General features: G+C 66.7%; 19 protein-coding genes. 14 read left to right on the forward strand and 5 right to left on the reverse strand.

The genetic code is table 11. The features are described 5' to 3' along the window. The first annotated feature begins 48 nt into the window (after positions 1-48). Entirely contained in the window at positions 49-1,041 is a 993-nt protein-coding gene (gene dgcA / locus AC6BOR_RS12485; protein WP_498058717.1) for an N-acetyl-D-Glu racemase DgcA, read from the forward strand. 40 nt (positions 1,042-1,081) lie between these two features. Continuing rightward, positions 1,082-3,844 carry a [protein-PII] uridylyltransferase gene (locus AC6BOR_RS12490; RefSeq protein WP_498058718.1) on the forward strand — a complete coding sequence of 921 codons (2,763 nt, stop codon included), beginning with the start codon at positions 1,082-1,084 and terminating at the stop codon, positions 3,842-3,844. Between the two features lie 7 nt (positions 3,845-3,851). Here AC6BOR_RS12490 and AC6BOR_RS12495 read toward each other — a convergent pair whose 3' ends face one another. After that, positions 3,852-4,211: a winged helix-turn-helix transcriptional regulator gene (locus tag AC6BOR_RS12495; RefSeq protein ID WP_498058719.1), complete on the reverse strand. Its 360-nt coding sequence runs from the start codon at positions 4,209-4,211 to the stop codon at positions 3,852-3,854. A gap of 116 nt (positions 4,212-4,327) precedes the next feature. On the opposite strand from AC6BOR_RS12495, the gene gstA reads away from it, so the two are divergent. The 3 genes from gstA to AC6BOR_RS12510 all read left to right on the forward strand — a co-directional run bounded on the left by gstA (position 4,328) and on the right by AC6BOR_RS12510 (position 8,084). Then, positions 4,328-4,939, forward strand: a complete 612-nt coding sequence (gene gstA / locus AC6BOR_RS12500) for a glutathione transferase GstA (RefSeq protein ID WP_498058720.1) — start codon at positions 4,328-4,330, stop codon at positions 4,937-4,939. Positions 4,940-5,054: 115 nt separating this feature from the next. Continuing rightward, positions 5,055-7,193, forward strand: a complete 2,139-nt coding sequence (gene scpA / locus AC6BOR_RS12505; RefSeq protein ID WP_498058721.1) for a methylmalonyl-CoA mutase — start codon at positions 5,055-5,057, stop codon at positions 7,191-7,193. A 60-nt stretch (positions 7,194-7,253) separates the two neighbouring features. Beyond that, the gene (locus AC6BOR_RS12510; RefSeq protein ID WP_498058722.1) at positions 7,254-8,084 is read left to right on the forward strand and encodes a TauD/TfdA dioxygenase family protein; all 831 of its coding nucleotides are present in this window, start codon (positions 7,254-7,256) and stop codon (positions 8,082-8,084) included. Positions 8,085-8,368: 284 nt separating this feature from the next. Here AC6BOR_RS12510 and AC6BOR_RS12515 read toward each other — a convergent pair whose 3' ends face one another. Then, a complete protein-coding gene (locus AC6BOR_RS12515) occupies positions 8,369-9,214 on the reverse strand; it encodes an SDR family NAD(P)-dependent oxidoreductase (RefSeq protein ID WP_498058723.1) in 846 nt (281 codons plus the stop codon). A gap of 89 nt (positions 9,215-9,303) precedes the next feature. Between AC6BOR_RS12515 and AC6BOR_RS12520 the strand changes: the two genes are divergently transcribed. From AC6BOR_RS12520 to AC6BOR_RS12545, 6 genes are read left to right on the forward strand one after another with little or no spacing between them, the layout of a single operon-like run. Beyond that, positions 9,304-10,158, forward strand: a complete 855-nt coding sequence (locus AC6BOR_RS12520; protein ID WP_498058724.1) for a pirin family protein — start codon at positions 9,304-9,306, stop codon at positions 10,156-10,158. 12 nt (positions 10,159-10,170) lie between these two features. Then, on the forward strand, positions 10,171-11,127 hold the full coding sequence (locus AC6BOR_RS12525) for a proline iminopeptidase-family hydrolase (RefSeq protein WP_498058725.1): 957 nt from the start codon (positions 10,171-10,173) through the stop codon (positions 11,125-11,127). 32 nt (positions 11,128-11,159) lie between these two features. Beyond that, positions 11,160-11,579, forward strand: coding sequence for a protein tyrosine phosphatase family protein (locus tag AC6BOR_RS12530; protein WP_498058726.1), 420 nt, complete (start codon positions 11,160-11,162; stop codon positions 11,577-11,579). Beyond that, entirely contained in the window at positions 11,579-11,959 is a 381-nt protein-coding gene (locus AC6BOR_RS12535) for a hypothetical protein (RefSeq protein WP_498058727.1), read from the forward strand. Before AC6BOR_RS12530 ends, AC6BOR_RS12535 begins: the two co-directional genes overlap by 1 nt. Continuing rightward, positions 11,956-12,864 carry a sterol desaturase family protein gene (locus AC6BOR_RS12540; protein ID WP_498058728.1) on the forward strand — a complete coding sequence of 303 codons (909 nt, stop codon included), beginning with the start codon at positions 11,956-11,958 and terminating at the stop codon, positions 12,862-12,864. The genes AC6BOR_RS12535 and AC6BOR_RS12540 overlap by 4 nt, the downstream gene beginning before the upstream one ends. After that, positions 12,861-14,078 (forward strand): Acg family FMN-binding oxidoreductase, encoded by a 1,218-nt coding sequence (locus AC6BOR_RS12545; protein ID WP_498058729.1) that lies wholly within the window; start codon positions 12,861-12,863, stop codon positions 14,076-14,078. Before AC6BOR_RS12540 ends, AC6BOR_RS12545 begins: the two co-directional genes overlap by 4 nt. A 56-nt stretch (positions 14,079-14,134) precedes the next feature. On the opposite strand, the gene AC6BOR_RS12550 is transcribed toward AC6BOR_RS12545, so the two are convergent. The 3 genes from AC6BOR_RS12550 to AC6BOR_RS12560 form a co-directional block, all read right to left on the reverse strand. Then, positions 14,135-15,700, reverse strand: a complete 1,566-nt coding sequence (locus AC6BOR_RS12550) for a DEAD/DEAH box helicase (RefSeq protein WP_498058730.1) — start codon at positions 15,698-15,700, stop codon at positions 14,135-14,137. Between the two features lie 160 nt (positions 15,701-15,860). Further along, positions 15,861-18,770 carry a TonB-dependent receptor gene (locus AC6BOR_RS12555; RefSeq protein ID WP_498058731.1) on the reverse strand — a complete coding sequence of 970 codons (2,910 nt, stop codon included), beginning with the start codon at positions 18,768-18,770 and terminating at the stop codon, positions 15,861-15,863. Between the two features lie 223 nt (positions 18,771-18,993). Then, positions 18,994-19,473: a hypothetical protein gene (locus tag AC6BOR_RS12560; RefSeq protein ID WP_498058732.1), complete on the reverse strand. Its 480-nt coding sequence runs from the start codon at positions 19,471-19,473 to the stop codon at positions 18,994-18,996. A 166-nt stretch (positions 19,474-19,639) separates the two neighbouring features. Here AC6BOR_RS12560 and AC6BOR_RS12565 point away from each other — a divergent pair, with 166 nt between their 5' ends. The 3 genes from AC6BOR_RS12565 (at position 19,640) to AC6BOR_RS12575 (ending at position 24,117) form a co-directional block, all read left to right on the forward strand. Then, positions 19,640-21,052: an FAD-binding oxidoreductase gene (locus tag AC6BOR_RS12565; RefSeq protein WP_498058733.1), complete on the forward strand. Its 1,413-nt coding sequence runs from the start codon at positions 19,640-19,642 to the stop codon at positions 21,050-21,052. A 103-nt stretch (positions 21,053-21,155) separates the two neighbouring features. Beyond that, entirely contained in the window at positions 21,156-21,914 is a 759-nt protein-coding gene (locus AC6BOR_RS12570) for a SapC family protein (protein ID WP_498058734.1), read from the forward strand. 124 nt (positions 21,915-22,038) lie between these two features. Beyond that, the gene (locus AC6BOR_RS12575) at positions 22,039-24,117 is read left to right on the forward strand and encodes a TonB-dependent receptor (RefSeq protein WP_498058735.1); all 2,079 of its coding nucleotides are present in this window, start codon (positions 22,039-22,041) and stop codon (positions 24,115-24,117) included. Positions 24,118-24,206 lie beyond the last annotated feature (89 nt).

Raw genomic sequence — 24,206 nt, forward strand, 5'->3', positions numbered from 1 at the left:
AGCGCAAAGCCTGTTGCGGGCCGGGCCGGTCTGCGCCAAGGGCAGGCCATGGCCCGCCAGCTTGACGCCCGCATCGAACGCTTTCCCGTGGAAGGCAGCTTCACCATTTCGCGCGGGGCCAAGACCCATGTGGATGTGGTGGTTGCCGAAATCCGCGACGGCGCCGCCGTGGGCCGGGGGGAGGGCACAGCCATCTATTACAAGGGCGACAGTGCCGAGGCCGTGCTGGCTGCACTGCACGGCGTTGCCGATGCCATCGCCGCCGGGGCCAGCCGTGCTGATCTTCTGGCGCTGTTGCCGGCCGGCGCGGCCCGCAACGCCGCCGACTGCGCGCTGTGGGATCTGGAGGCCAAGCTGACGGGCACCCGCGTGTGGCAGCGGCTGGGCCTGCCGGTGCCGCAGCCGATGCTCACCGCCTATACCGTCAGCGTCGGCGATATCGATGCGATGGCCGCCGCCGCCAGCGCCGCACGCGGCCGGGAGCTGTTGAAGATCAAGCTGGGCAGCGCCGATGGGCCCGATGGCGATGTCGCGCGGCTGGCTGCCGTGCGCCGGGCCGCGCCCGATGCCCGGCTGATCGTCGATGCCAACGAAGCCTGGGGCGGCACCGATGTGGAGCGCACGCTGGCCCGGCTGGCGCCGCTGGGGGTGGAGCTGGTCGAACAGCCGGTGCCCGCCGGCCGCGATGCCGAGTTGGACGGCATCACCGCCGCCGTGCCCCTGTGTGCCGATGAAAGCTGCCACGACCGCACCAGCCTCGATGCCGTGGTGGGCCGTTACCGCTTCATCAACATCAAGCTGGACAAGGCCGGCGGCCTGACCGAGGCGCTGGCCCTGCGCCATGCCGCAGCCACCCGCGGCCTGGGGGTGATGACCGGGTGCATGCTGTGCACGAGCCTGGCCATCGCGCCCGCCTTCCTGGTGGCGATGCAGGGCAGCTATGCCGATCTGGATGGCCCGCTGCTGATCCGCGACCGGCCGCATGGCCTGACCTTTGCCGGCAGCGACGTCTATCCCCCGCAAGCAGCGCTGTGGGGCTGATGGTGGCCAGCCGGGCCAAATCCCTCTATCGTCGCGCGGCATGAACCCGCACGACAGCATCAGCAACCGCCGCGCGATCATCGATCGCCGCCAGCTGGCCGACGAACTGGCCGCCGGCATGGCGCGGCTGGATGCGTTGCCGGCGCGGCGGCAATATCTGGCCGACACGCTGCGCGGCGCGCTGGTGGCCGGCCGCGCCGAAATCGCCCAGCGGCTGGAACGCCAGCCCGGCCGCGGCCTCGAACATGCCGCCGCACAAAGCTTCCTGGTCGATCAGATCCTGCGCCTCGCCTGCGACACCGTGGTGGAGCGTTTCTATCCGCTGGCCAATCCCACCCAGTCCGAACGGCTGGCGCTGGCGGCCGTCGGTGGTTACGGCCGCGGCCAGATGGCGCCGTTTTCCGATGTCGACATCGTGTTCCTCACGCCGTGGAAGCAGACGCCGTGGGGCGAGCAGGTCATCGAAACCCTGCTCTATCTGCTGTGGGATCTGGGCCTGAAGCTGGGCCACGCCACCCGCAGCCTCGACGACATGGTGCGCATGGCCAAGGCCGACATGACGATCTGCACCGCCTTTCTGGAGGCGCGCTTTGTCTGGGGCGACCAGGCGCTCTATGCCGAAGCCGCCACCCGCTTCCGCCGCGAGGTTGTGCAGGGCACCACGCGCGCCTTTGTCGCCGAAAAACTGGCCGAGCGTGAAGCCCGGCACCAGCGCATGGGCGACAGCCGCTATGTCGTTGAACCCAATCTGAAAGAGGGCAAGGGCGGCCTGCGCGACCTGCACGCGCTGTTCTGGATCGGCAAATATCTGCACCAGGTCGACAGCGTGGCCGACCTCGTCGACAAAGGGCTGCTCACCGCCGACGAGCTGCGCCAGTTCCGCCGCGCCGAGAGCTTCCTGTGGTCGGTGCGCATCATGCTGCACCACATCACCGGCCGCGCCGAGGAACGCCTGACCTTCGATGTGCAGCGCGAGCTGGCCATCCGCCTGCGCTATGCCAACCGCGAGAACATGAGCGCGGTGGAGCGCTTCATGCGCCATTATTTCCTGATGGCGAAATCGGTCGGCGATCTGACCGGGCTGTTCCTCGCCCACCTGGATGAATCGACCGCGCGGCTGGCCTGGCTGCCCACGCTCACCCGCCGGCCGTCGCGGCTGAAGGGCTTCACCTTGCGGCGCGGCCAGATCGGTGTGCCGTCGGACGAGTTTTTCCGCGAAGACCCGGTGCGCCTGATCGAGATGTTCGCGCTGGCCGACAGCGAGGGGCTGACCATCCACCCGCTCGCCATGCGCGCCGCCGCCCGCGATGCCGCGCTGATCGATGACCGCATCCGCCGCGACAAGACCGCCAACGCGCTGTTCCTGTCGGTGCTCACATCCCCGCGCGATCCCGAAACCGTGCTGAGGTGGATGAACGAGGCTGGCGTGTTCGGCCGCTTCGTGCCCGATTTCGGCCGTGTCGTGGCGCAGATGCAATATGACATGTACCACCATTATACGGTGGACGAGCACACGATCCGCGCCATCGGCCTGGTGGCGCGCATCGAACGCGGCGAGCTGAAGGGCGATCACAGCCTGTCCTCTGCGATCATCCACCAGCTGATCGATCGCCGCGTGCTGCACGTGGCGGTGCTGCTGCACGATATCGCCAAGGGGCGCGGCGGCGATCACAGCCAGCTGGGTGCCGAGGTGGCGCGGCGGCTGTGCCCGCGCTTTGGCCTGTCCCCGGCCGAAACCGAAACCGTGGCCTGGCTGGTCGAATATCATCTGCTGATGAGCCGCACCGCCTTCAAGCGCGACCTCAGCGATTTCAAGACGATCCTCGATTTCGCCGCCGCCGTCGCCAGCCCGGAGCGGCTGCGCCTGCTGCTGATCCTGACGGTGGTGGACATTCGCGCCGTCGGCCCCGGCGTGTGGAACGGCTGGAAGGCGCAGCTGCTGCGCGAGCTGTATGAAGCCGCCGAGGAGGTGCTGCGCCTGGGCCACAAGCAGACCGGCCGCGCGACACGGATCGCCGCCAAGCAGGCCGCGCTGAAGGCTTCGCTGGCCTGGCCGGAACCGCGCTTTGCCGCCTATGCCCGCCGCTTTGCCGACAGTTACTGGATCGCCGAAGCGCATGAGGTGCTGGTGGCCAACGCCGCGCTGGTGGCCAGCGCCGGGGAGGCGCCGCTCGCCATCGCCTGCACGCCCGATGCCGCCAGCGGCACCACGCTGGTGGCCATTTATGCCACCGATCACCCCGGCCTCTTCTATCGCATCGCCGGCGCCATTTCGCTGGCCGGCGGCAACATCTTCGATGCCCGCATCCACACCACCCGCGATGGCATGGCGCTCGACAATTTCGTCGTGCTCGATCCCTTGGGCCAGCCCTTTGCCGAACCGTCCCAGCTCGCCCGGCTGAAACGCAACATCGAGGATGTGCTGACCGGCCGGGTGCGCCTGGCCGACAAGCTCGCCGCCCGCCCGCTCGCCCGCCGCAAGGCCGAGCTGTTCCGCGTGGAGCCGCGCGTGCTGATCGATAACAAGGCCAGCAACCGCTACACGGTGATCGAGGTCAACGCCTCTGACCGGCCGGCTTTGCTCTATGCGCTGACCAACGGCCTGTTCCAGCAAAAGCTGACCATCCACAGCGCCCATGTCGCCACCTATGGCGAGAAGGCCACCGACACCTTCTATGTGACCGATCTGACCGGCGCCAAGATCGACAATCCCACCCGCCTGAAGACCATCGAGAAGCGCCTGCTGGCAATCGCGGCCACCGCCAGCCCCAAGGTGGAAACGCTGGCCGAGGCGGCGGAGTAGGCCAGCCTCACGCCCACGCCGTGCGCCCGCTCCATTTCAGTGCCAGCGCATCCAGCGCGTCAAGCGCGCCATGCAACTCCTGCCCGCGCGGCGTCAGGCTGTAGGTCACCTTCGGCGGGATCGATGGTTCATGCTGCCGGTCCACGATGCCGGTCTGTTCCAACAGGCGCAGCCGCTCCGTCAATACCTTGGCGGAAATTGCCGGCATCTGCTTCTTCAATTGCCCGAACCGCATCGGCCCGCGCTGGCGGAGCAGCCACAGGATATAGGTTGTCCACGGCCCACTCAGGATGGTCACCAGGCCGTGCACCGGGCAGTCCATCGAACTGTAGCTCTGCAGGTTCAACGCTGGGGCGGTGCTGGCCATGGTCACTCCGGGGAAACTGGTTACTTCAGGGTACCTACTTGCCTGAAGTAACCAATAGCAGCATCTGGCTGGCGTGGCACCTGAAATCCGGCCACGCCCCCAACCCGGAGTCCCCCATGAAGCTTTTCTACAGCCCCGCTTCCTGCGCGATGTCGCCCCACATCGTGCTCGCCGAAACCGGCTTGCCCTACACGCTCGACCGCGTTGATCTTGCCGCCAAGACGACCGAAACCGGCCGTCCGCTGAAGGAGATCAACCCGCAGGATGCAGTGCCGGTGCTGCTGCTCGACAGCGGTGACACGATCACCGAGGGCGCCGCCATCGTGCAGTATATCGCCGACCAGCGGCCCGAGGCCGGTCTGTTGCCGCCTGCCGGCACGCTGGACCGCGCCCGGGTGCAGCAGTGGCTGAACTATATCGCCACCGAACTGCACAAGGCGCATGTGCCGCTCTTCAAGGCCGATTATCCGCCGGTCACCCAGGAGATCGCCCTGGCCAATGTCAGGCGCGGCTATGATTTCGTTGCAGCGGCGCTGGCCGACCGCCCGTTCCTCACGGGAGAGGGCTTCACCGTCGCCGATGCCTATCTGTTCACCATCTTGAACTGGCACAAGTTCATCGGTGTGGAACTTGCAGCCTGGCCGGTGCTGGTCGCCTATCAGGCCCGCATCGCCGCGCGCCCTGCTGTGCAACAGGCGATGGCCGAGGAAGGCCTGCTGGCCGCTTGAACCTGAAGGGCCCCGGTCCCCACGCTGGGGCCCTTCCTGCCAGACGGCCTATTTGTCGCGCTGGTTGACGTGGGCCTCCCCAAGTGGCTTGGAGAGCCACGACGGAGGGATTTCGATGACCAAGCCGACGGTAGAGCAATGGGCCGCGATGGCCGCCAAGGAAGTGAAGGGGCAGTCGCTGGACTGGCACACGCCCGAAGGCTTCACCGTCAAGCCGCTCTACACCCAGGATGACACGGCGGGCTGGGACCCGGGCCTGCCCGGTTTCGCGCCGTTCACGCGCGGGGTGCGCGCCTCCATGTATGCCGGGCGGCCGTGGACGGTGCGCCAATATGCCGGTTTTTCCACGGCCGAAGAATCCAACGCCTTCTACCGCCGCAACCTGGCCGCCGGACAGAAGGGGCTTTCCGTCGCCTTCGATCTCGCCACCCACCGCGGCTATGATTCGGACCATCCGCGCGTGTCGGGCGATGTCGGCAAGGCCGGCGTGGCCATCGACACGGTGGAGGACATGAAGATCCTGTTTGACGGCATCCCGCTCGACCAGATGTCCGTCTCGATGACGATGAACGGCGCCGTCATCCCCTGCCTCGCCTTCTTCATCGTCGCGGCCGAGGAAGCCGGCGTGCCGCAGGCCAAGCTCGATGGGACCATTCAGAACGACATTCTGAAGGAGTTCATGGTCCGCAACACCTATATCTATCCGCCCGAACCCTCGATGCGCATCGTGGCCGACATCATCGCCCACACGGCGCGCAACATGCCGAAATTCAACAGCATTTCCATTTCCGGCTATCATATGCACGAAGCCGGGGCGACGGCGCTGCAGGAACTGGCCTACACGCTGGCCGATGGCATGGAATATGTCCGCGCCGCGCAGAAGCAGGGCCTGGATGTCGATGAATTTGCCGGGCGGCTGTCCTTCTTCTTCGCCATCGGCATGAACTTCTTCATGGAAGTGGCGAAACTGCGCGCTGCTCGCACCCTGTGGGCGCGGATCATGACCAATTTCGGCGCCAAGGACCCGCGCAGCCTGATGCTGCGCACCCACTGCCAGACGTCGGGTGTTTCGCTGCAGGAGCAGGACCCCTACAACAACGTTATCCGCACCACGATCGAGGCGCTGGCCGCCGCGATGGGCGGCACGCAGAGCCTGCACACCAACGCGCTCGATGAGGCCATCGCGCTGCCCACCGATTTTTCCGCCCGCATCGCCCGCAACACGCAATTGGTGCTGCAGGAAGAAGCCGGCATCACCAAGGTCGTCGATCCGCTCGGCGGCAGTTACTATGTCGAGGCGCTGACCAAGCAGCTGGTGGACGGCGCCCAGGCCATCATCGACGAGGTCGAGGCGCTGGGCGGCATGACCAAGGCCGTGGAAAGCGGCATGCCAAAGCTCAACATCGAAGCCGCCGCCGCCGCCAAGCAGGCGGGCATCGACATGGGCGAGACGGTGATTGTTGGCGTCAACAAGTACAAGCCCTCGAGCACCGACGAGGTGCCGGTGCTGGATGTCGACAATGTCGCCGTGCGCGCCAGCCAGATCGCCCGCATCGAGGCGGTGAAGGCCGCCCGCGATCCGGCCCGCGTGGAGGCGACGCTGGAGGCGCTGCGCCAGGGTGCGCGCGGCAACGAAAATCTGCTGGCGCTGGCCATCGAATGTGCCCGCGCCCGCTGCACGCTGGGCGAGATTTCGGCCGCGATGGAAGATGTGTTTGGCCGCCATGCCGCCGTCGTGAAGATGGTGAAGGGCGTTTATGCCGATGCCTACAAGGCCGATCCGGCCTATGTGCGCGTGGCCGAAGGCGTGGAGGCGTTCGAGCGCCGCACGGGCCGCAAACCCCGCGTGCTGATCGTGAAGATGGGCCAGGACGGCCACGATCGCGGCGCTAAGGTGGTCGGTACCGCGCTGGCCGATCTGGGCTTTGATGCCACCGTTGGCCCGCTGTTCCAGACGCCGGAGGAAGCCCGGGCGCTGGCCATCCAGCTGGAGGTCGACATCGTCGCCGCCTCCAGCCTGGCCGCCGGCCACAAGACGCTGGTGCCGGCGCTGATCAACGAGCTGAAGGCCGCCGGCCGCCCCGACATCAAGGTCATCGCCGGCGGTGTGATCCCGGCGCAGGATTATGAGTTCCTGACCAAGGCCGGCACGCTCGCCATCTTCGGCCCCGGCACCAACATCGTCGAAAGCGCCGCCGAACTGCTCCGCCTGCTGGGCCACAACCTGCCGCCGCTCAGCGAGGCGGCGGAATAAGCCCGGCATCTTGTCCTTCCCCCGCCGCCCTGCCACCATCGCGTGCGGGGAGGACAGGCGATGAACATCGAACCAACCGGGCAGGCCTGCGGTGCGGTGGTGACCGGGCTTGATCTTTCCGCCGCGCTGGCGCCCGAACAGATCGCCGCCATCCGCGCCGCCTGGCTGCAGCATCATGTGCTGGTGTTTCCGGATCAGGCCCTGTCTGACGATGATCTGGAACGCTTCACCCTGGCCATGGGCGGCTTTGGCGAGGATCCGTTCATCGCGCCGATCCCTGGCCGCCGCCATATCATCGCCGTGGCGCGCGCGGCGGATGAGACCGCGCCGATCTTTGCCGAAACCTGGCACACGGATTGGAGCTTCCAGGCCCGGCCGCCGGCCGGCACCTGCCTGTATGGCATTGAAATCCCGCCAATGGGCGGCGACACGCTGTTTGCCAACCAGCACATGGCGTGGGACGCGATGCCAGCCAGCCTGCGCGCCCGCGTCGAGGGGCTGGTGGCCATCCATTCGGCGCAGCGTGCCTATGCCCCCGATGGCTTCTATGGCGAGCAGGACAAGGGCCGATCGATGGACATCCGCCCGTCGGACACCGCCCGCGCCACCCAGACCCATCCGTTCGTCCGCCTGCACCCCGAAACCGGCCGCCCCGGCCTGTTCGGCTGCCTGGGCTATATCATCGGCTTTGAGGGCATGGCCGAGGCCGAGGCGATGCCGCTGCTGATGGAGCTTTATCACTGGCAGGGGCAGGAGCGGTTCCAGTATCGCCACACATGGCGGCCGGGCATGCTGGTGATGTGGGACAATCGCTCCGTGCTGCACGCCGCCACCGGGGGTTACCAGGGCCACGCCCGCCGCCTGCACCGCACCACCATCGCAGCGGCCTAGACTCGATTGCAATTTGAATGAACCGCTCATGCCGAGCTCGTCGAGGCACCGACCACCCTTGGAGCATGCTTCGACAAGCTCGGCATGAGCGGGTTTGGGTTTCAATCTTGCCGCAATCGGGTCTGACAGCCTGACCTACACGGGGTGAATCTGTCATCATCAGCGATCAGATTGCCTGCGCCGGCATCTGAAATTGCTTGGTATTTTTCCGGAATCCCGGCGAAAACGACAAAAGTGTCAAATGGCGCGGAGCCTGCTGTTCCTTCTTAGCTGTGATGGTCCATTCAACGGCGCGGCACCCGACCGCGCACCCGGTCAAACCCCTGCTTGATCGCCGAAAAGCGCGCGTCCACGCCCATTTCGAACTGGGTGTCGGTGAAGATATAGGGCCAGTCGCCCTGGATCGCCTCCACCACCAGTTCGCCGACATAGAGCGGATCAATGCCATGGGCGATGGCCTGGGCGGCCATGGCAGCAAAGTCGCTCAAGGGCTCGTCGCTGGGCGGCGGGATGGCGCCGGCCAGCCGTTCCGGCACGGCGCGGGCCGATTCCATGATCCGGGTGCGGATGAAGCCGGGGCAGAGCACCGAAACGCCAATGCCGCGCGCCGCCAGCACCGGGCGCAGCCCTTCCGAAATCGCCACCACGCCATATTTGGTGGCGTTGTATCCGGGGGCCACTGCCGCCACCAGGCCAGCCATCGATGCGGTGGAAACGATCTGGCCGCCGTCGCCGTGCGCTTCGATCAGCGGGCCGAAAATCTCGAACCCCCACACCACGCTCATCAGATTGACGCCTAGCACCCATTCCCACTGCGCGTCGGTCCATTCGCCATAGCCGCCGCCGCCACCCACGCCGGCGTTGTTGACGAGGATATGCACCTTGCCAAAGCGTTCGATCGTGGCTTCGGCCGCGGCCTGCAGATCAGCCTTCAGGCTGACATCGGCGCGGATCCAGCTGACATCGGCATTGGTCGCCGCCAGCCGCGCCGCCTCCCGCTCCACCGCGGCGCCGTCGATATCGGCCATCATCACCTTCACGCCGGATTGCGCCAGCGCCTCGGCAATGCCCAGCCCGATGCCGGATGCCGCCCCGGTCACAAAGGCCACCTTGCCGGCGAGTGACTGCATATGCTTTGCTCCCTTTCTATCCAGAGCTTAAACCGTGCCGGCCATGAGCCAACTCTCACAAGCCATGGCCTTGCCATCAGGAGCCCGCCATGCCGATCTCTGCCACCATCCCCGGCCGCACCCGTGATCTGGGCGGCTTTTCGGTGGCGCGGGTGCTGCCGTTTCCAGGCCGCCGGGCGCTGGGGCCGTTCGTGTTTTTCGATGAAATGGGCCCGGCTGATTTCCCGCCCGGCGCCGGCATCGATGTGCGGCCGCACCCGCATATCGGGCTGGCCACCATCACCTGGCTGTTTGCCGGCGCGCTGGGCCATCGCGACAGCCTGGGCACCATCATCGATATCCACCCCGGCGCGGTGAACTGGATGACGGCGGGGCGCGGCATTGTCCATTCCGAGCGCACGCCGCCGGCGGAACGGGCGGCCGGCCACCACATGCACGGCATCCAGGCCTGGGTCGCCCTGCCGGTTGCCGACGCCGAATGTGAGCCGGCGTTCGATCATCATCCGGCCAAAACAATGCCGCGCCATGTGGCCGACGGGGTGTCGGCGGTGGTGATTGCCGGCACGATGTGGGGCCTCACCTCCCCGGTGCGCTTCCCGCATCCGATTGTCTATGCGGAGGTGCAGATGGCGGCTGGGGCCCGGCTGGCACTGCCGGCTGAATGGGGCGAACGCGGCGTCTATCTGGTTGCGGGGGCTGCCGAAATCGATGGCGATCCGCTGGCGGTGGGCAGTCTTGCCGTTGCCACCGATGGTGATGCCGAACTGGTCGCTAAGGCGGCCAGCCGGCTGATGCTGCTGGGCGGTGCGCCGCTGCCGGAAGGGCGGCACATCGAATGGAATTTCGTCTCCCACGATCCGGCGCGCATCGCCCGGGCGGTGCGGGATTGGCGCGACGGCCGCTTCCCGCCGGTGCCGGGCGAAACTGAGTTCATCCCCTATTGAGGAGGCCGTGACATGATCAACCGCCGAACCATCATGAGCGGCCTTGCCGCCACCATGGCCCTGCCAGCCTTCGCTCCGCTGCTGGCCAAGGTGCCGGTCTCGAGCGGCTATCTGCCCGTCAATGATGGCCGCATCTTCTTCATGCGGCTGGGCAAACCGGGCAAGACGCCGCTGGTGATGCTGCACGGCGGGCCGGGCGCCGGCTATCGCTATCTGGAGCCGATGGCCCAACTGTTGGCCGACGAGCGCGAGGTGATCCTGTATGACCAGCTTGGTTGTGGCCTGTCGGACGCGCCAGAGGACCCGGCCATTTACACAGTGGCCCGCTATGCTGAGGAGTTGCAGCGCCTGCGCGACTGGCTTGGCCTGCGGGAGATCATGCTCTTCGGCAACAGTTGGGGCACGATGCTGGCGATCGAATATCTCACCGGCGCGCCGCGCACCGGGGTGAAGCGCCTGATCCTGTCAGGCGCGCTGGCCAGCGTTCCGCAGGCCAGTGCCGGGATGCAGCGACTGATCGATGCACTGCCCGATGGCAAGGGTAAGCGGCTGCACGCGCTGGAAGTGGCCGGCAAGCAGAACAGCCGCGAATATGCCGCCATCGCCCAGCTGTTTTATGATCGCCATGTCTATCGCCACACGGGGCCGACCAGCCCGGCCTGGGATGCAACGGCGGCCGTGATCGCGAAATCGCCGGCCTATCGCATCATGAACGGGCCCAACGAATTCACCATCATCGGCAGCATGAAGGACTGGGACAGGCGGGCCGATCTTGGCCGCATCACGGTGCCGACCCTGCTCACCACCGGCGAGCATGATGAGGTGACGCTGGATTGCCACGAGACCATCCGCGACGGCATCACGGGATCGCGGCTGGTCGTGCTGCCGGGCCAGAGCCATGTGACGATGCTGGAAGACGTGGCCGGTTATACGAAACTGGTGCGCGACTTCCTGAATGAGGAGGCATGACAAGCGGTGCCAGCGGCGATAGCATGAGCATCATGTTCATTCCCATCACGTCCACGGTTTCGGTTGCGCCGCAGATCAGTGCCGACGATGTGGCTGCCGCCGCAGCCCAAGGCTTTCGCACCATCGTCAACAACCGGCCGGATGGCGAGAGTTTCGATCAGCCTGCCGGTGCCGAAATTGCCGCAGCCTGCGCTGCGCAAGGCCTTGATTATGTGGCCATTCCTATCGACCATACCGGCTTCAGCCTGGAACAGGTCGAGGCGATGGCCGCAGCCTTGGCCAACGGCCCGGTGCTGGCCTTCTGCCGTTCGGGCACCCGCAGCTGCAATTTGTGGGCGCTGGCAGCAGCCAAGGGCGGCATCGCGCCCGCAGAGATTGTCGAGGCCGCGGGGCAGGGCGGCTACAATGTCGCCGGCCTGATGCCGTTGCTCCGGCAGCTCGCTAGCGCCTGATGGAGCGCATCGGCCTCCTCGGCTTTTCGGTGCTGGGCGTGGCCGTGCTGGTGCTGCTCACGCGGCTCTTGGGCTTTGCCCGCGCGCCCCGCCTGGCCAATCGGCAAGCTGCGGCCGATCTGGCACAGGCGGCGATTCCGGGCCTGATCGTGGCCGAAACCGCGCTTTCGGTGGACGCATCGGCGGCGCTGGTGGCCGCCACCGATGGCCGGGTGGCGCTGGTCCGCCCCTTTGGTGACCGGTTTGTCGTCCGCCTGCTCGATCACCCGCTGGTCAGCCGCGCCGGCACGGTTTTGCGCATCCGGCCCGATGAGCCGATGTTCCCCGAAACCGCGATCGATCTCGGCCCGGCGGCCGGCACCTGGGCGGCACGGCTGTGAACTGGACCAATCTGCCCGATCCGGTGGCCTTTGCCATCCCGGTGTTCGTGCTGAGCATCATCATCGAATTGGTGGCCGTGCGGCTGGGCTGGCGCGGCGATTATGATTGGCGCGACACCGGCACCAGCCTGGCAATGGGTCTGGGCAACACCATTGTCGGCGCGCTGCTGGCTGGCACATCGGCTGGCATCGCGCTGTGGGCCTGGCAATATCGGCTGTTCGATGTGCCCATGGGCTGGGCCAGTTTCGCGCTGTGCTTTGTGCTGGATGATCTGGCCTATTATTGGATCCACCGCGCCGGCCACCGCATCCGCTGGGCCTGGGCGGCACATGTCATCCACCACTCGTCCCAGCACTACAACCTGTCCACCGCGCTGCGGCAGACGTGGAGCGGGCTGTTCGGCCTCACCTTCATCATCAAGCTGCCCCTGTTCCTGATCGGCTTCCCGCCGGCGCTGGTTGCCTTTTGCGGCGGCCTCAACCTCATCTATCAATTCTGGATCCACACCGAGGTGATTGGCCGGCTGCCGCGCTGGTTCGAAGCGGTGATGAACACGCCGTCGCACCACCGGGTCCACCACGGCACCAACCCGCGCTATCTCGATCGCAACTATGCCGGGGTGTTCATCATCTGGGACAAGCTGTTCGGCACGTTCGAGGCGGAGCGGGATGACGAGCCGGTGCGCTATGGCATCATCAAGAATCTCGCCACCTTCAACCCCTTCTGGGTGGCGATCCACGAATGGGTCGGCATCGGCCGTGATCTGCTGAAGGCGCGCAGCTTGCGCCAGGCATTTCTGGCGGCCTTTGGCCCGCCGGGGGCCTTGAGCGGCGATACGGCCGATGTGATCCGCGCCCGCTGGGAAGCGCAAGCCGCCCGCACCGTGGCGCATCCCGCCGAATGAACGCGCCGAGCCGCCGCCAGCTGCTGTTCGGCGCCGGCGGCCTGGCGCTGGCCGGGCTTGGCGGGCGCGCCTGGCAACAGGGGCTGCTGGGTGGCGACAATCCGGCGCTGACCGCCTGGGATGATTGGTCCAGCGGGCGGCTGATCGGCCCGTTGAAGCTGGTCGGCGCCGGGGTGCTGGCGGCCAGCCCGCACAACACCCAGCCCTGGTCGTTCGCGGTCGGCCGGCTGGGGGTGGATATTTTCGAAGTGCCCGGCCGCCATCTTGGCGCCATGGACCCGTTCGGCCGCGAACGGCTGGCCGGGCTGGGCGCCGCCATCCACAACATGGCGCTGGCCTCCACCGCGGCTGGCCGGGCGGCGCGGGTGCGGCTGCTGCCCGATCCCGGCAATCCCGCCCATGTCGCCCGCATCGTGCTGGGCCCAGAAGGCAGCGGCCCGCCGCCGCACCGGCTGTTGCCCTTCATCGGCCGCCGTCATACCCACCGGGGCGCCTGGCGCGGCGGTGGCATCGTTGAGGCCAAGCTGGCGGCGCTGCTGGATTTTCCGGCCTTTGCCGATGTGCGCGTTGCCCTGTTCACGCCGGCCAGCGCCCGCGGGCAACGCTTTGCCGCCCTCACCAGCGATGCCACCGCCGCCATCGTGGCCGACGCGGCGATGATGGCCGACAGCCACCGCTGGATGCGCCACGAGCGCCGTGATGCGATGCGCCTGAAGGATGGCCTGACCATCGCCACGTCGGGCGTGTCGCCCGTGCTGGCCAATATCGCCGCGCTGCTGCCGGAACAGTCAGCCGCCAGCGAGGGTGAATATTGGCTGGCCAACACCAGGGACAATCAGCTCCCCACCGCCTCGCTGTTCGGGCTGGTCCTCACCCCCAACCCGCACGACCGGCGCAGCGCCCTGCTGGTCGGCAGCGCCTGGCAACGCCTGCACCTGAACGCCACCGCCGCCGGGCTGGTGGCGCAGCCGCTGAACCAGCTGCCGGAAATGATTGACCGCGAGCGCCAGCTTGGCCAGCCCGCCCGCTTTGCCGGCCAGACCGATGCCTTGCTTGATGATGCTGCCTGGCGGCCATCCTTCGCCTTCCGCCTGGGCCTGGCCGATGGCCCGGCGCCGCCCGCGCTGCGCCGCCCGGTGAGCGAGGTGATCGGCCCGCCGGCGCGGCTGGAGTGGGAAGTGGAACAATGGCGCGCCGCCGGCGGCGCGTTTTGAACCGCGCGGCCTGAACGCCCGCGGCCGCGGGGCGCCGCACGCGAATGCCTGCTGGCTTATTTGGCGGCCTGGCGGATCGGGCGGGCGAGGAATTCGGGCACGCCTTCCGGGCCGAAGCCGATGAAGGCTTCGCCATCATCATCGTTGCGGTGCCGGTTGGGGGCCTGCGGGGCGAGCGCGCGATAGCTGGCAAGCGGATCGCGGCCGGCGGGGGCGCGGCGCGGTGCGGCCTCGCTGCGCGGAGCCGGTTCGCTGCGCGGGGCACGCTCGGCGCGCGGCTCCGAATGCGGCCTGGCGGCCTTGGCCGGTTCGCTGCTGGCCACGGCAACAGGCGCGACATCGGCTTGCGTCGGGCGTTCCGGCCGCTCGCCACGGTCAACGCCACGGCGCTTGCGGTCACGCTTGCGCTTCTCGCGCGGGGCGCTGTCGGCAGCGGCCTCTGCCGGAGCCGGGGCAGCCGGAGCAGGGGCAGCCGGCGCCGGGGTGGCTTGCGCTGCTGGGGCTGAGTCGCCGCCCGTCCAGCGGGCGATCTTCTGGCGTGTCAGCTTTTCGATGTTGGCCAGATTCTCGGCATCGTCGGGCGTGGCAAAGCTGTAGGCGGTGCCGGTGCGGCCGGCGCGGCCGGTTCTGCCGATGCGGTGGACATAATCATCCGGGTGCCACGGCATGTCATAATTGACGACGTGGGAGACGCCGGGAATGTCGAGCCCGCGTGCCGCAACGTCGCTGGCCACCAGGATGGTGATGGCGCCCGACTTGAACCGGTCAAGCTCGCGGATGCGGTCGGCCTGTTCCATGTCGCCGTGGATCTGGCCAACCGGCAGGCGGGCGCGCTTCAGGCTGTCGGTCAGCTCGCGCACCGTGGTCTTCTTGTTGCAGAAGATGATGGCGGTGGTCACATCCTCCTGCCGCAGGATGGAGCGCAGCAGCTCGCGCTTGTCGCGGCTGGGCGTTTCCACGATCCATTGGGTGATGTTGGTGTTGGTGCTGGCGGCGCGGGCGACCTCGATGCTTTTCGGGGCATCCATGAACTGGTCCGCCAGCTTCTTGATCGGCGGCGGCATGGTGGCCGAGAACAGCAGGGTCTGCCGGGCCTTGGGCAGCTTGGAGCAGATGGTCTCGATATCGGGGATGAAGCCCATGTCGAGCATGCGATCGGCTTCATCGATGACCAGCATGGCACAGCCGGAGAGCAGGATCTTGCCACGGGCAAACAGGTCCATCAGCCGGCCCGGCGTGGCGATGAGCACATCGACACCCTTTTCCAGCGCGGCCAGCTGATCGCCCATCGAAACGCCGCCGATCAGCAGCGCCATCGAAAGCTTGTGGTTCTTGCCATATTTCTCGAAATTCTCGGCCACCTGCTGCGCCAGTTCGCGGGTGGGTTCGAGGATCAGGCTGCGCGGCATCAGGGCGCGGCTGCGGCCTTCGGCCAGGATGTCGATCATCGGCAGCACGAAGCTGGCGGTCTTGCCGGTGCCGGTCTGGGCAATGGCGATGATATCCTTGCCCATCAGCACGGACGGGATGGCCTGGCGCTGGATGGGCGTGGGCGTGTCGTAACCGCTGTCTGCAACGGCGCGCAGCAGGGCATCAGAAAGGCCCAGATCGGAAAAGCTCATCGTGTTCCTGTGAAAGCAGCCGCTATCCGGCTTGCATGCGGCAATGCGGGTGATGCCTCAAAAAGTCAATGGGCGGGCGGGAGCCTTCGCTGGCGGTGATGGACCCAAAAGGAAAGGGCGGCCATCGCTGGCCGCCCCCCTTGGTGACAGATGCCGCTGATCAGAAGCGGAAGCCGGCCGCCACACCATAACGCCGGGGTTCCAGCGTGAAGATGTTGGTGAACAGGCCCGACGACTGGTCGGTGACATACAGGCCGGTGACGGCGTTGTTGTTGGTCAGGTTCTGCACAAAGGCGCGGACATACCATTTGTCGTCCTTGCCGTTCAGCTGCATCTGGGCGTTGACCACCGTGTAGCTGGGCACCCGGTTGATCGCACCGTTGAAGATGTTGCCATAGCTTTCACCGGTGTGGGCGATGTCCACGCGCGGCACGAAGCTCATGTCATCCCCGATGGCCAGGGTATACTGGGCACCAACCGAGAACTTGTACTGCGGCGCCTGCGGCAACTGGTTGCCCTTCAGGTTCTGCAACACGCCTTCCGGCAGCATCTGGAACTGGGTGCCGGTGCCAAGCGCCTGCAGCACGCCGCAGAAGCTGAAGGCACCGCCCACCCCGGCCGGCAGGCCGCTGTCGGACGGGAAGTCGGTGGGGGCGCGCAGGCCGGCGCCGGCCTGCAGACCCGGGATCAGGCCGGCGTTGATGGCGCCATTGGCTTGGGCCACGAAGGCACGGGTGGCCGCCTGGCCGCCTGCACCATTGTTGACCACGGCGCAGTTGGAGCCGTTGGAGATATCCTTGATGATCACCGCATCGCTGCGGTCACCAGCCGGATTGCGCGGATTGGCCAGGAACTTGTCGGTCGACACCCGGGTGTTGAGGTACGACGCGTTCATGTTGATCGCCAGGCGGCGGGTCGGCTGGATGATGAATTCGCCTTCCACACCATAGACGGTGGCATCAACGTTGTCGTTGACCGACGTGCGGGCGGTGATGCGCGACAGCTGCAGGCCCTTGTACTTGTAATAGAAGGCCGTGATGTTGGCGCGCAGCGTGCCATCCAGGAAGCTGTTCTTCGAGCCGATTTCAAACGCATCGATGAACTCCGGCGTGAACGTGTCAGGCACCGCGAAGATCGGCTGCAGCGGCGGGTTGATGCCGCCCGACTTGTAACCGCGCGAGTAGGAGAAATAGAGCAGATTGTCGTCGGTGATCTGCCAATCCACCACAAAGCGCCCGGTGACTTCCGAGAAGCTCACGTTGCGGTTGGAGAAGGGCTGGATGCCGGCGCGGTTGGGATCGCCGTCAAAATTGGCTGCCGCCGGCGAATTGAAGGCATTGCCGGTGGTGCCGAACGGCACGAAGAAGCTGGCCAGCGTGGAGCGGGCCGAAACGAACTTCTTGTCGTTGTTGTACCGCAGACCGGCCGTGATCTTCAGATTGTCGGTCAGGTTGTAATAGGCTTCACCGAAGACGCCATAGCTCTTCAGCGTGTAGCGCGCGGTGTTGTTGCGGAAGAACGGGGTGCCAAGATAGCCACCGTTCGCCGCGCCGAGCACGCCGACCAGATAGTCGATACCCCAGCTGTTCACATAATAGCTGTTTTCCGGCAGCACGGTGTCGACATAGATGCCGCCGAGCAGGAAGTTGAACTTGCCGTCCCACTGCGAGGAGATGATGCCTTCCAGCGTCTTGCCGCGGACAATCTGGTTCGACCGGTCAAAATCCTGCGGTGTGGAATAGCAGTCCCGGAAGCCGCCATAGGCACCCAAGCCATTTTCGACCGGCTGCGAGGTGCAGAAGCTGGTGCCGCTGCTGACAGCGTTGACCACGTTGGTCAGGCCGGGGATGGCCGCGCTGAAGGCACGCGCCGTGGCCAGGGCCGCATTGGCCACCGCCGGGTTGAACACGCTCTGGTTATAGTCGATCGAGCTGTCCACCTCGTTGCGCTGGTACATGCCGGTCAACTGGGCCTTGATCCCGCCGAAGTCATGCTGGATGCGCAGCATATACTGCTCTTCCTGGGCGAAATATTTCGGCGTGTAGTCGGTGCGGATCTGGCGCACATCGGCCGGGTTGGTGTGGCCGGCATAGTTGTACGGGTCAGGCGCATATAGGCTGCCGAGGCCGAGCGCACCAAAGGCGGCGCCGCCCTGGGTGGTCAGGAATTCGCGGCTGGCCAAGGTGCCGACGAAGGTGGAATTGGCGTTGATGAAGCCATTGTCACGCCGGCCGGGCAAGCAGCCGAGCACGCCGGTGGGATCGGTCTGGCACAGCTGCTTCTGGTTGCGGTTGCGATCATCCTTTTCGCGGAAATAATAGGCCATGGCATCAACCGTGGTGTTCTCGGTCGGCTGCCAGCGGATGCTGCCGCGGATGGCATAGAGATCACGGCCATCGATGCGCGTGTTGTTGAACACGTTGGTGGTGAAACCGTCGCGCTTCAGATAGGTGCCGGCCACGCGCACGGCCAGCGTGTCGCTGATCGGCAGGTTGAACATGCCCTTCAGGCGCAGCGAATCGAAATTGCCATATTCGACTTCGCCAGCGGCATGGATCGCATCCATCTTGGGCTTGGCGTTGACGAAGTTGACCACGCCGCCGGTGGCGTTGCGGCCGAACAGCGTGCCCTGCGGGCCGCGCAGCACTTCCACGCGCTCCAGATCGAAGAATTCGGCTTCGAACAGGCGGGTGGCGAACAGCGGCATGCCTTCGGCGTGGATGGCGGTGGCGCTGTCGCACGTCACGCCGACGCACAGATCGCCGATGCCGCGGATGGTGAAGCTGGAGCCGGTGAAGTTGCCCTTGGTGAAGGTGATGTTGGGCAGGGTCAGCTGGATGTCGAGCGGGTTGTTGATCTGCTGACGGGCAAGCGCGGTGGCGTCAAAGGCGGTCACCGCGATCGGCACGTCCTGCAGGCTTTGCGCGGTGCGCTGCGCGGTGACGACGATTTCCTCGATGCCGTTCTCCTCGGCCTGGGCTGCCTGCTGGGCAGCGGCCGGCAGCGCCAGCATGGCAACGATGGACGCACTGGCCACCAGACCGGCACGGAATCCAGACACAATTCGCATGTTCTTCCTCCCCAAAAACCCAAGACGGCGGGACCTTTGGCATGGGCTCTGGCGGCCCGGTCCTCTGCCGTTGCATCAGGCCTCTTCCCTGGCCATCGCTGCAATCATCAGTTTGGACAGGAGGCGGTGGCTTTGTCCAGCCTTGCAGGGGGTTGCGCCAATTTGCCGGGGGCACGCGGCACCTGAATGTGGCGCGGGTGCAACAGTGGATTGCCGGTGCAGATTATTTGCGCGGCAATTTCGTGCGGCCGGCCGGCATGATCGAGGCAATGGCGCATTCGCCGCCAGAACGCGCGCCGATCACGTCGCGGCCGGCACACAGCTGGCCGGCCTGCTTCTGCTGATAATAAAAGCCCTGGTAGAAGGACAGCGCCGGGCATTCCTGCGCCAGATAGAGCCGCCAGCGCCGGCCACCCTTCAGTGTGAGCTCGATGGCGCGGTCACCAAACAGCTGGGCCGCCGCAATGGTGTCGATGGCGATGCAGCGGCGGCGGCCGGCGCGCGGCGCCTTTTCGCGTGGCAGTGCGGCGGGTGCGATGCCGCCGGGCCGCACCGGCACGCGGCGCCAGGCTTCGCCGTCAAAGCTTTGCAGCGGAGTGGCCGGTGGCGGCGGTCGGCGGCGGTCGGCAGCCGTGCCGCTGGCGGCGATGCCCATCAGCATCGCCATCACGCCCAGCCGCCAGACCCTCAGCCCGTTCCGCAACACCTGCTCCTTGCCCCCAAGAACATGCCGGACGCGCCGTTGCCGGCCATGGTGCCCCCACCTCGGCCGCAGACCCGCCCGCATCCTCCCTGTTGCCGGGCAGTTTAACAGCCCGTGAATGGTGCGGCCTGTTCGGACGGCGGCAAAAGGGGTAAGCCCTGTTGCCATGACTTTGCCTGCGTCCCGCCCGGTTTCGCCCGATGCCCTCGCCGCCCTGAAAGCCGCCGCCGGCGCGGACTGGACCGACGATCCCGAACTGATGGCGCCGCGCCTGGTGGATTGGCGCGGCAAGTTCCACGGCGCGGCGCCGATGATGCTGTTGCCGCGCGATGCCGAAGCGTTGGCGGCGACGGTGCGCGTGGCTGCGGCCCACCGTATCGCGCTGGTGCCGCAGGGCGGCAACACCGGGCTGGTGGGCGGCGGCATCCCGCCCGGCGATGGCTCGGCGGTGCTGGTCAGCCTCACGCGCATGAACCGCATCCGCAATCTTGATGCCGCCGGCCAGCTGGTCACGGCGGAAGCGGGCGTCATTCTTTCCGATCTGCACGCGGCGGCGGAGAAACTTGGCCTGATGTTCCCGCTGTCGCTGGGCGCCAAGGGCTCGGCGACGCTTGGCGGGCTGGCTTCGACCAATGCCGGCGGCGTGCAGGTGCTGCGCCATGGCACGATGCGGGCGCTGGTGGCTGGGATCGAGGCGGTGCTGCCCGATGGCCGGATCCTGCACGGCCTGTCAGGCCTGGTGAAGGACAACACCGGCCCCAATCTGGCGCAGCTGCTTGTTGGCGCCGAAGGCACGCTTGGCATCATCACCGCATTGACGCTGAAGCTGGTGCCGCAGCCCCGCCATCGGGCCGTGGGCTGGGCCGGCGTGGCCAGCCCGGCGGCCGCACTGGCGCTGCTCAGCGGCCTGCAGCGCTTGACCGGCGGTCAGGTCGAAAGCTTCGAGCTGATGCCCTTGTCGGGTGTGGCGCTGGCCGCGCGCTTTCTGGAACAGGCCGCCCCGCTGACGGGCGATCACCCTTGGCAGTGCCTGGTGGAACTGGCCGGGCCGCAGCCGCTGGATGATTTGCTGATCGAAGGCCTGCTGGCGGCCGATGATGCCGTGATTGCCCAATCCGACACGCAGGCGCGGGCGCTGTGGCGGCTGCGGGAGGAGTTGCCGCTGGCCGAACGCCGCGAAGGGCCGGCCGTGCACCATGATATCTCGGTGCCGGTGTCGGATCTGCCTGCTTTCACCCTTTCCGCCACGGCAGCGGTGGAAGCAGAATTTCCCGGCGGCCGGGTCATGGCCTTTGGTCACCTGGGTGACGGCAATCTCCATTTCAACGTGCGGGCGCCGCTGGCCGATGGCGCGGCCTGGGTGTCGCGGCATGGCGATGCCGTCACCCGCCTGGTGCATGATCTGGTGGCGGCGGCCGGCGGATCGATCTCGGCCGAACATGGCATCGGTGTGCTGAAGCGGGATGATCTGGCCCGACTGGGCGACCCTGCCAGGCTGGCGGCCCAGTGCGCCATCAAGCAGGCACTTGATCCAGCCGGCATCATGAATCCGGGCAAGTTGTACGGCATGATGGCCTGACATTACCACCATTCAACATCGCCTTGCGCCCGGCCAGTCTGGCCATTAGGAAGGCGTGCATCGTTTGAACCTGCAACTCCAGTCAGAAAGAACCTTGGGTATCATGGCCACTCAGCCTCCTGCCAATCAGCTGCCGCTTTTCTACAACAGCCTGGCACCGCTTTCTTCGCAGCTTCACCCCACCCACGGCCTGAAGCCGCGTGCCGATCTGGGCTTCACCCGCGGTACCCATGCCATCCCGGTGACCGTGGACGAATTCCCGCTTGTGCAGCGTCATTACCCGATCGTGTTCGGCGTGGGCGAAAACCCGGCGCCGCTGGCCCTGGTTGGCCTGCAGGAAGGCGAAAACCTGTTCCTGGGCGCCGATGACCAGTGGGAAGCCAATCTTTATATCCCGGCCTTCGTCCGCCGCTATCCGTTCATGCTGGCCCGGCTGACCCCGGACGCCCAGGACCTGTCGCTGTGCTTTGACGACGCGTCGGGCATCGTGGTGGAAAACGACGGCACCCCGCTGTTCGAAGGCACCGAGCCGAGCGACACCACCAAGGCCATCCTGCAGTTCTGCGAGCAGTTCGAACAGGCCGTGATGCGCACCCGTGGCTTCATGGAAGAGCTGGAAAAGCTGGACCTGTTGATGGACGGCGAAGTGTCGATCCAGCGAGAAGGCCTGGCCCAGCCGGCCGTGTATCGCGGTTTCCGCATGGTGAACGAGGAAAAGCTGCAGAATCTGCGCGGCGATCAGGCCCGCAAGATGGTGCAGTCGGGCATGATGGGCCTGGTCTATGCCCATCTGTTCAGCCTGTCGTTGATCAGCCCGCTGTTCGAACGCCAGTTCGCTGCCACCACTGCCCAGGCGGCCTGAGGCGCGATCCAAACGCGAAATTGAAGGGGCGGTGGCGCCAGGCCACCGCCCTTTTTCATGCCTGAAACGCCACTTGACGTGATATAAAGTAACATCTTATGGGGCCGCATACCCAATTAGGAGGATGCCCCTGATGTCGCGTATGCGTGCCCTGTTTGCCCTGCTGCTCATGTCGTCTGCGCCGGTGGCAGCCGAAGACGCGCCGGCCGACAAGCAGCACGGCGAGCAGGACCCGGAGATCGTGGTCAGCGCGCCCTATGCCCGCGACCGCAAGCTGGTGGCGACGGCGATCACAGTGCTGTCCGGCGAGGATCTGCAACGCCAGACCCGCTCCACCATCGGTGAAACCCTGGCGCGCCAGCCCGGTGTGACCAGCAGCTTCTTCGGCCCCAACGCGTCGCGCCCGATCCTGCGCGGCCTCGACAGCGAGCGGGTGCGCGTGCTGACCGATGGCATCGGCAGCTTCGACGTCTCCAACACCTCGGTCGATCATGCCGTGGCGGCCAACCCGCTGCTGGCAGACCGGGTGGAAATCGTGCGCGGCCCGGCGGCGCTGCTTTATGGGTCGGGCGCCATCGGCGGTGTCGTCAACATGCGCGATCTGCGCATCCCGCGCGAGGTGCCGGAGGGCGCGGTGCACGTCGATGCATCGGCGGGCCTCGCCAGCGCGGCCGAGGAACGCAACATCGCCGCCAGCCTGAACGCGGCGCTTGGCTCCGGCTTTGTCGCCCATGTCGATGGCAGCTTCTTCCAATCGGGCGATTATCGCAGCGGCGGGTTCGTCTTCTCGCGCGAACTGCGGGCCGAGGCGGCGGCCAAGGGCGGCGGGGTGGCCGATGAGGCCAAGGCCCGCGGCCGGGTGGACAACAGCGCTGCACGCACCTGGGATGTGGGCGGCGGCATCGGCTGGATCGGAGACAATGGTGCCAATTTCGGTGTGGCGGTCAGCCGTCTCGCCAACCGCTATGGCATCCCCAACACGCTGGATGTCGAACATCACGATGATCCCGGCCATGATCCGCATGCCCATGACGACATCACGCTCGACATGCGGCAGACGCGGGTGGACGTGCGCGCCGGCCTGCCGCTGGGCGGCCTGTTCAAGGAAGTGAAACTGCGCGGCGGCTGGGCCAGTTATCGCCACGACGAGCTGGAGAGCGACGGCACCATCGGCACCAGCTTCTTCAACAAGAGCTGGGAAGGCCGCATCGAACTGGTGCAGGAGGCGCGCGGCGGCTGGCAGGGCGCCAGCGGCGTGCAATATTTCAGCCGCAACTTCCGCGCCGAAGGTGAGGAGGCCTATATCCCGGCCAACCAGACCCGCCAGTTCGGCCTGTTCACCCTGCAGGAGGTGGATCTGGGCGGCGTGCGGCTGGAAGGCGGCGCCCGTTATGAGCACAGCGAGGTGGAATCGGCCGCTGTCGGCCGCCAGCGCCGCTTTGATTCGGTTTCGGTTTCGGCCGGCGGCTCGGTTGATCTGGGCGGCGGCTTCCGCCTCGCGGCCAGCCTGGCGCGCAGCGAACGCGCGCCCTCGGCCGAGGAATTGTTTGCCGATGGCGCCCACGCCGCCACCCGGGCGTTTGAAATCGGCAACCCCAATTTCCGCACCGAACGCCAGATCGGGGCCGAAACCGTGCTGCGCGGCCGCGGTGCCGGCTGGCGCATTGAATTGTCGGCCTTCTTCAACCGGTTCGACAATTATATCTTCCTCGCCCCCACCGGCGCTGAAGCGGATGATCTGCCGGTGTTCCAATATGCCCAGGCCGATGCCCGCTTCTGGGGCATCGAGGCTGAGGCAGCGGTGAAGCTGGCGCAGCTGGGCGGCACCCGCATCGATCTGACCGGCCTGCTGGATTACACCAACGCCACCATCCTGGCCGGCGGCGGCGCCGTGCCGCGCATTCCGCCGCTGCGCATGATTGGCGGGGTGGAGGCCAGCGGCGGCCCCGTCGGCAGCCGCATCGAAGTGGAGCATGTGACCGCGCAGGATCGGCTGGCGGCGTTTGAAACCCGCACGCCCGCTTACACCATGGTCAACGCCAGCCTGAGCTGGAAGCCATTCGGGCCCGACAGCGCCACCAGCGTGATCGTGCAGGCCAACAACATCTTCGATGTGGAAGCCCGCCGCCACAGCAGCTTCCTGAAGGATGTGGCGCCGCTGTTCGGCCGCGATGTCCGCCTGTCCATCCGCACCGCCTTCTGATCGGCGAAAAACCGGCCCGCTGCTCTTGAAAAGCGGCGGGCCGCCCCCAAATCATGGGAACGGCGGCACGGTCTTCCCCCCTCAAGCCC

The organism is Sandarakinorhabdus sp. FBCC-B8862 (assembly GCF_059745315.1).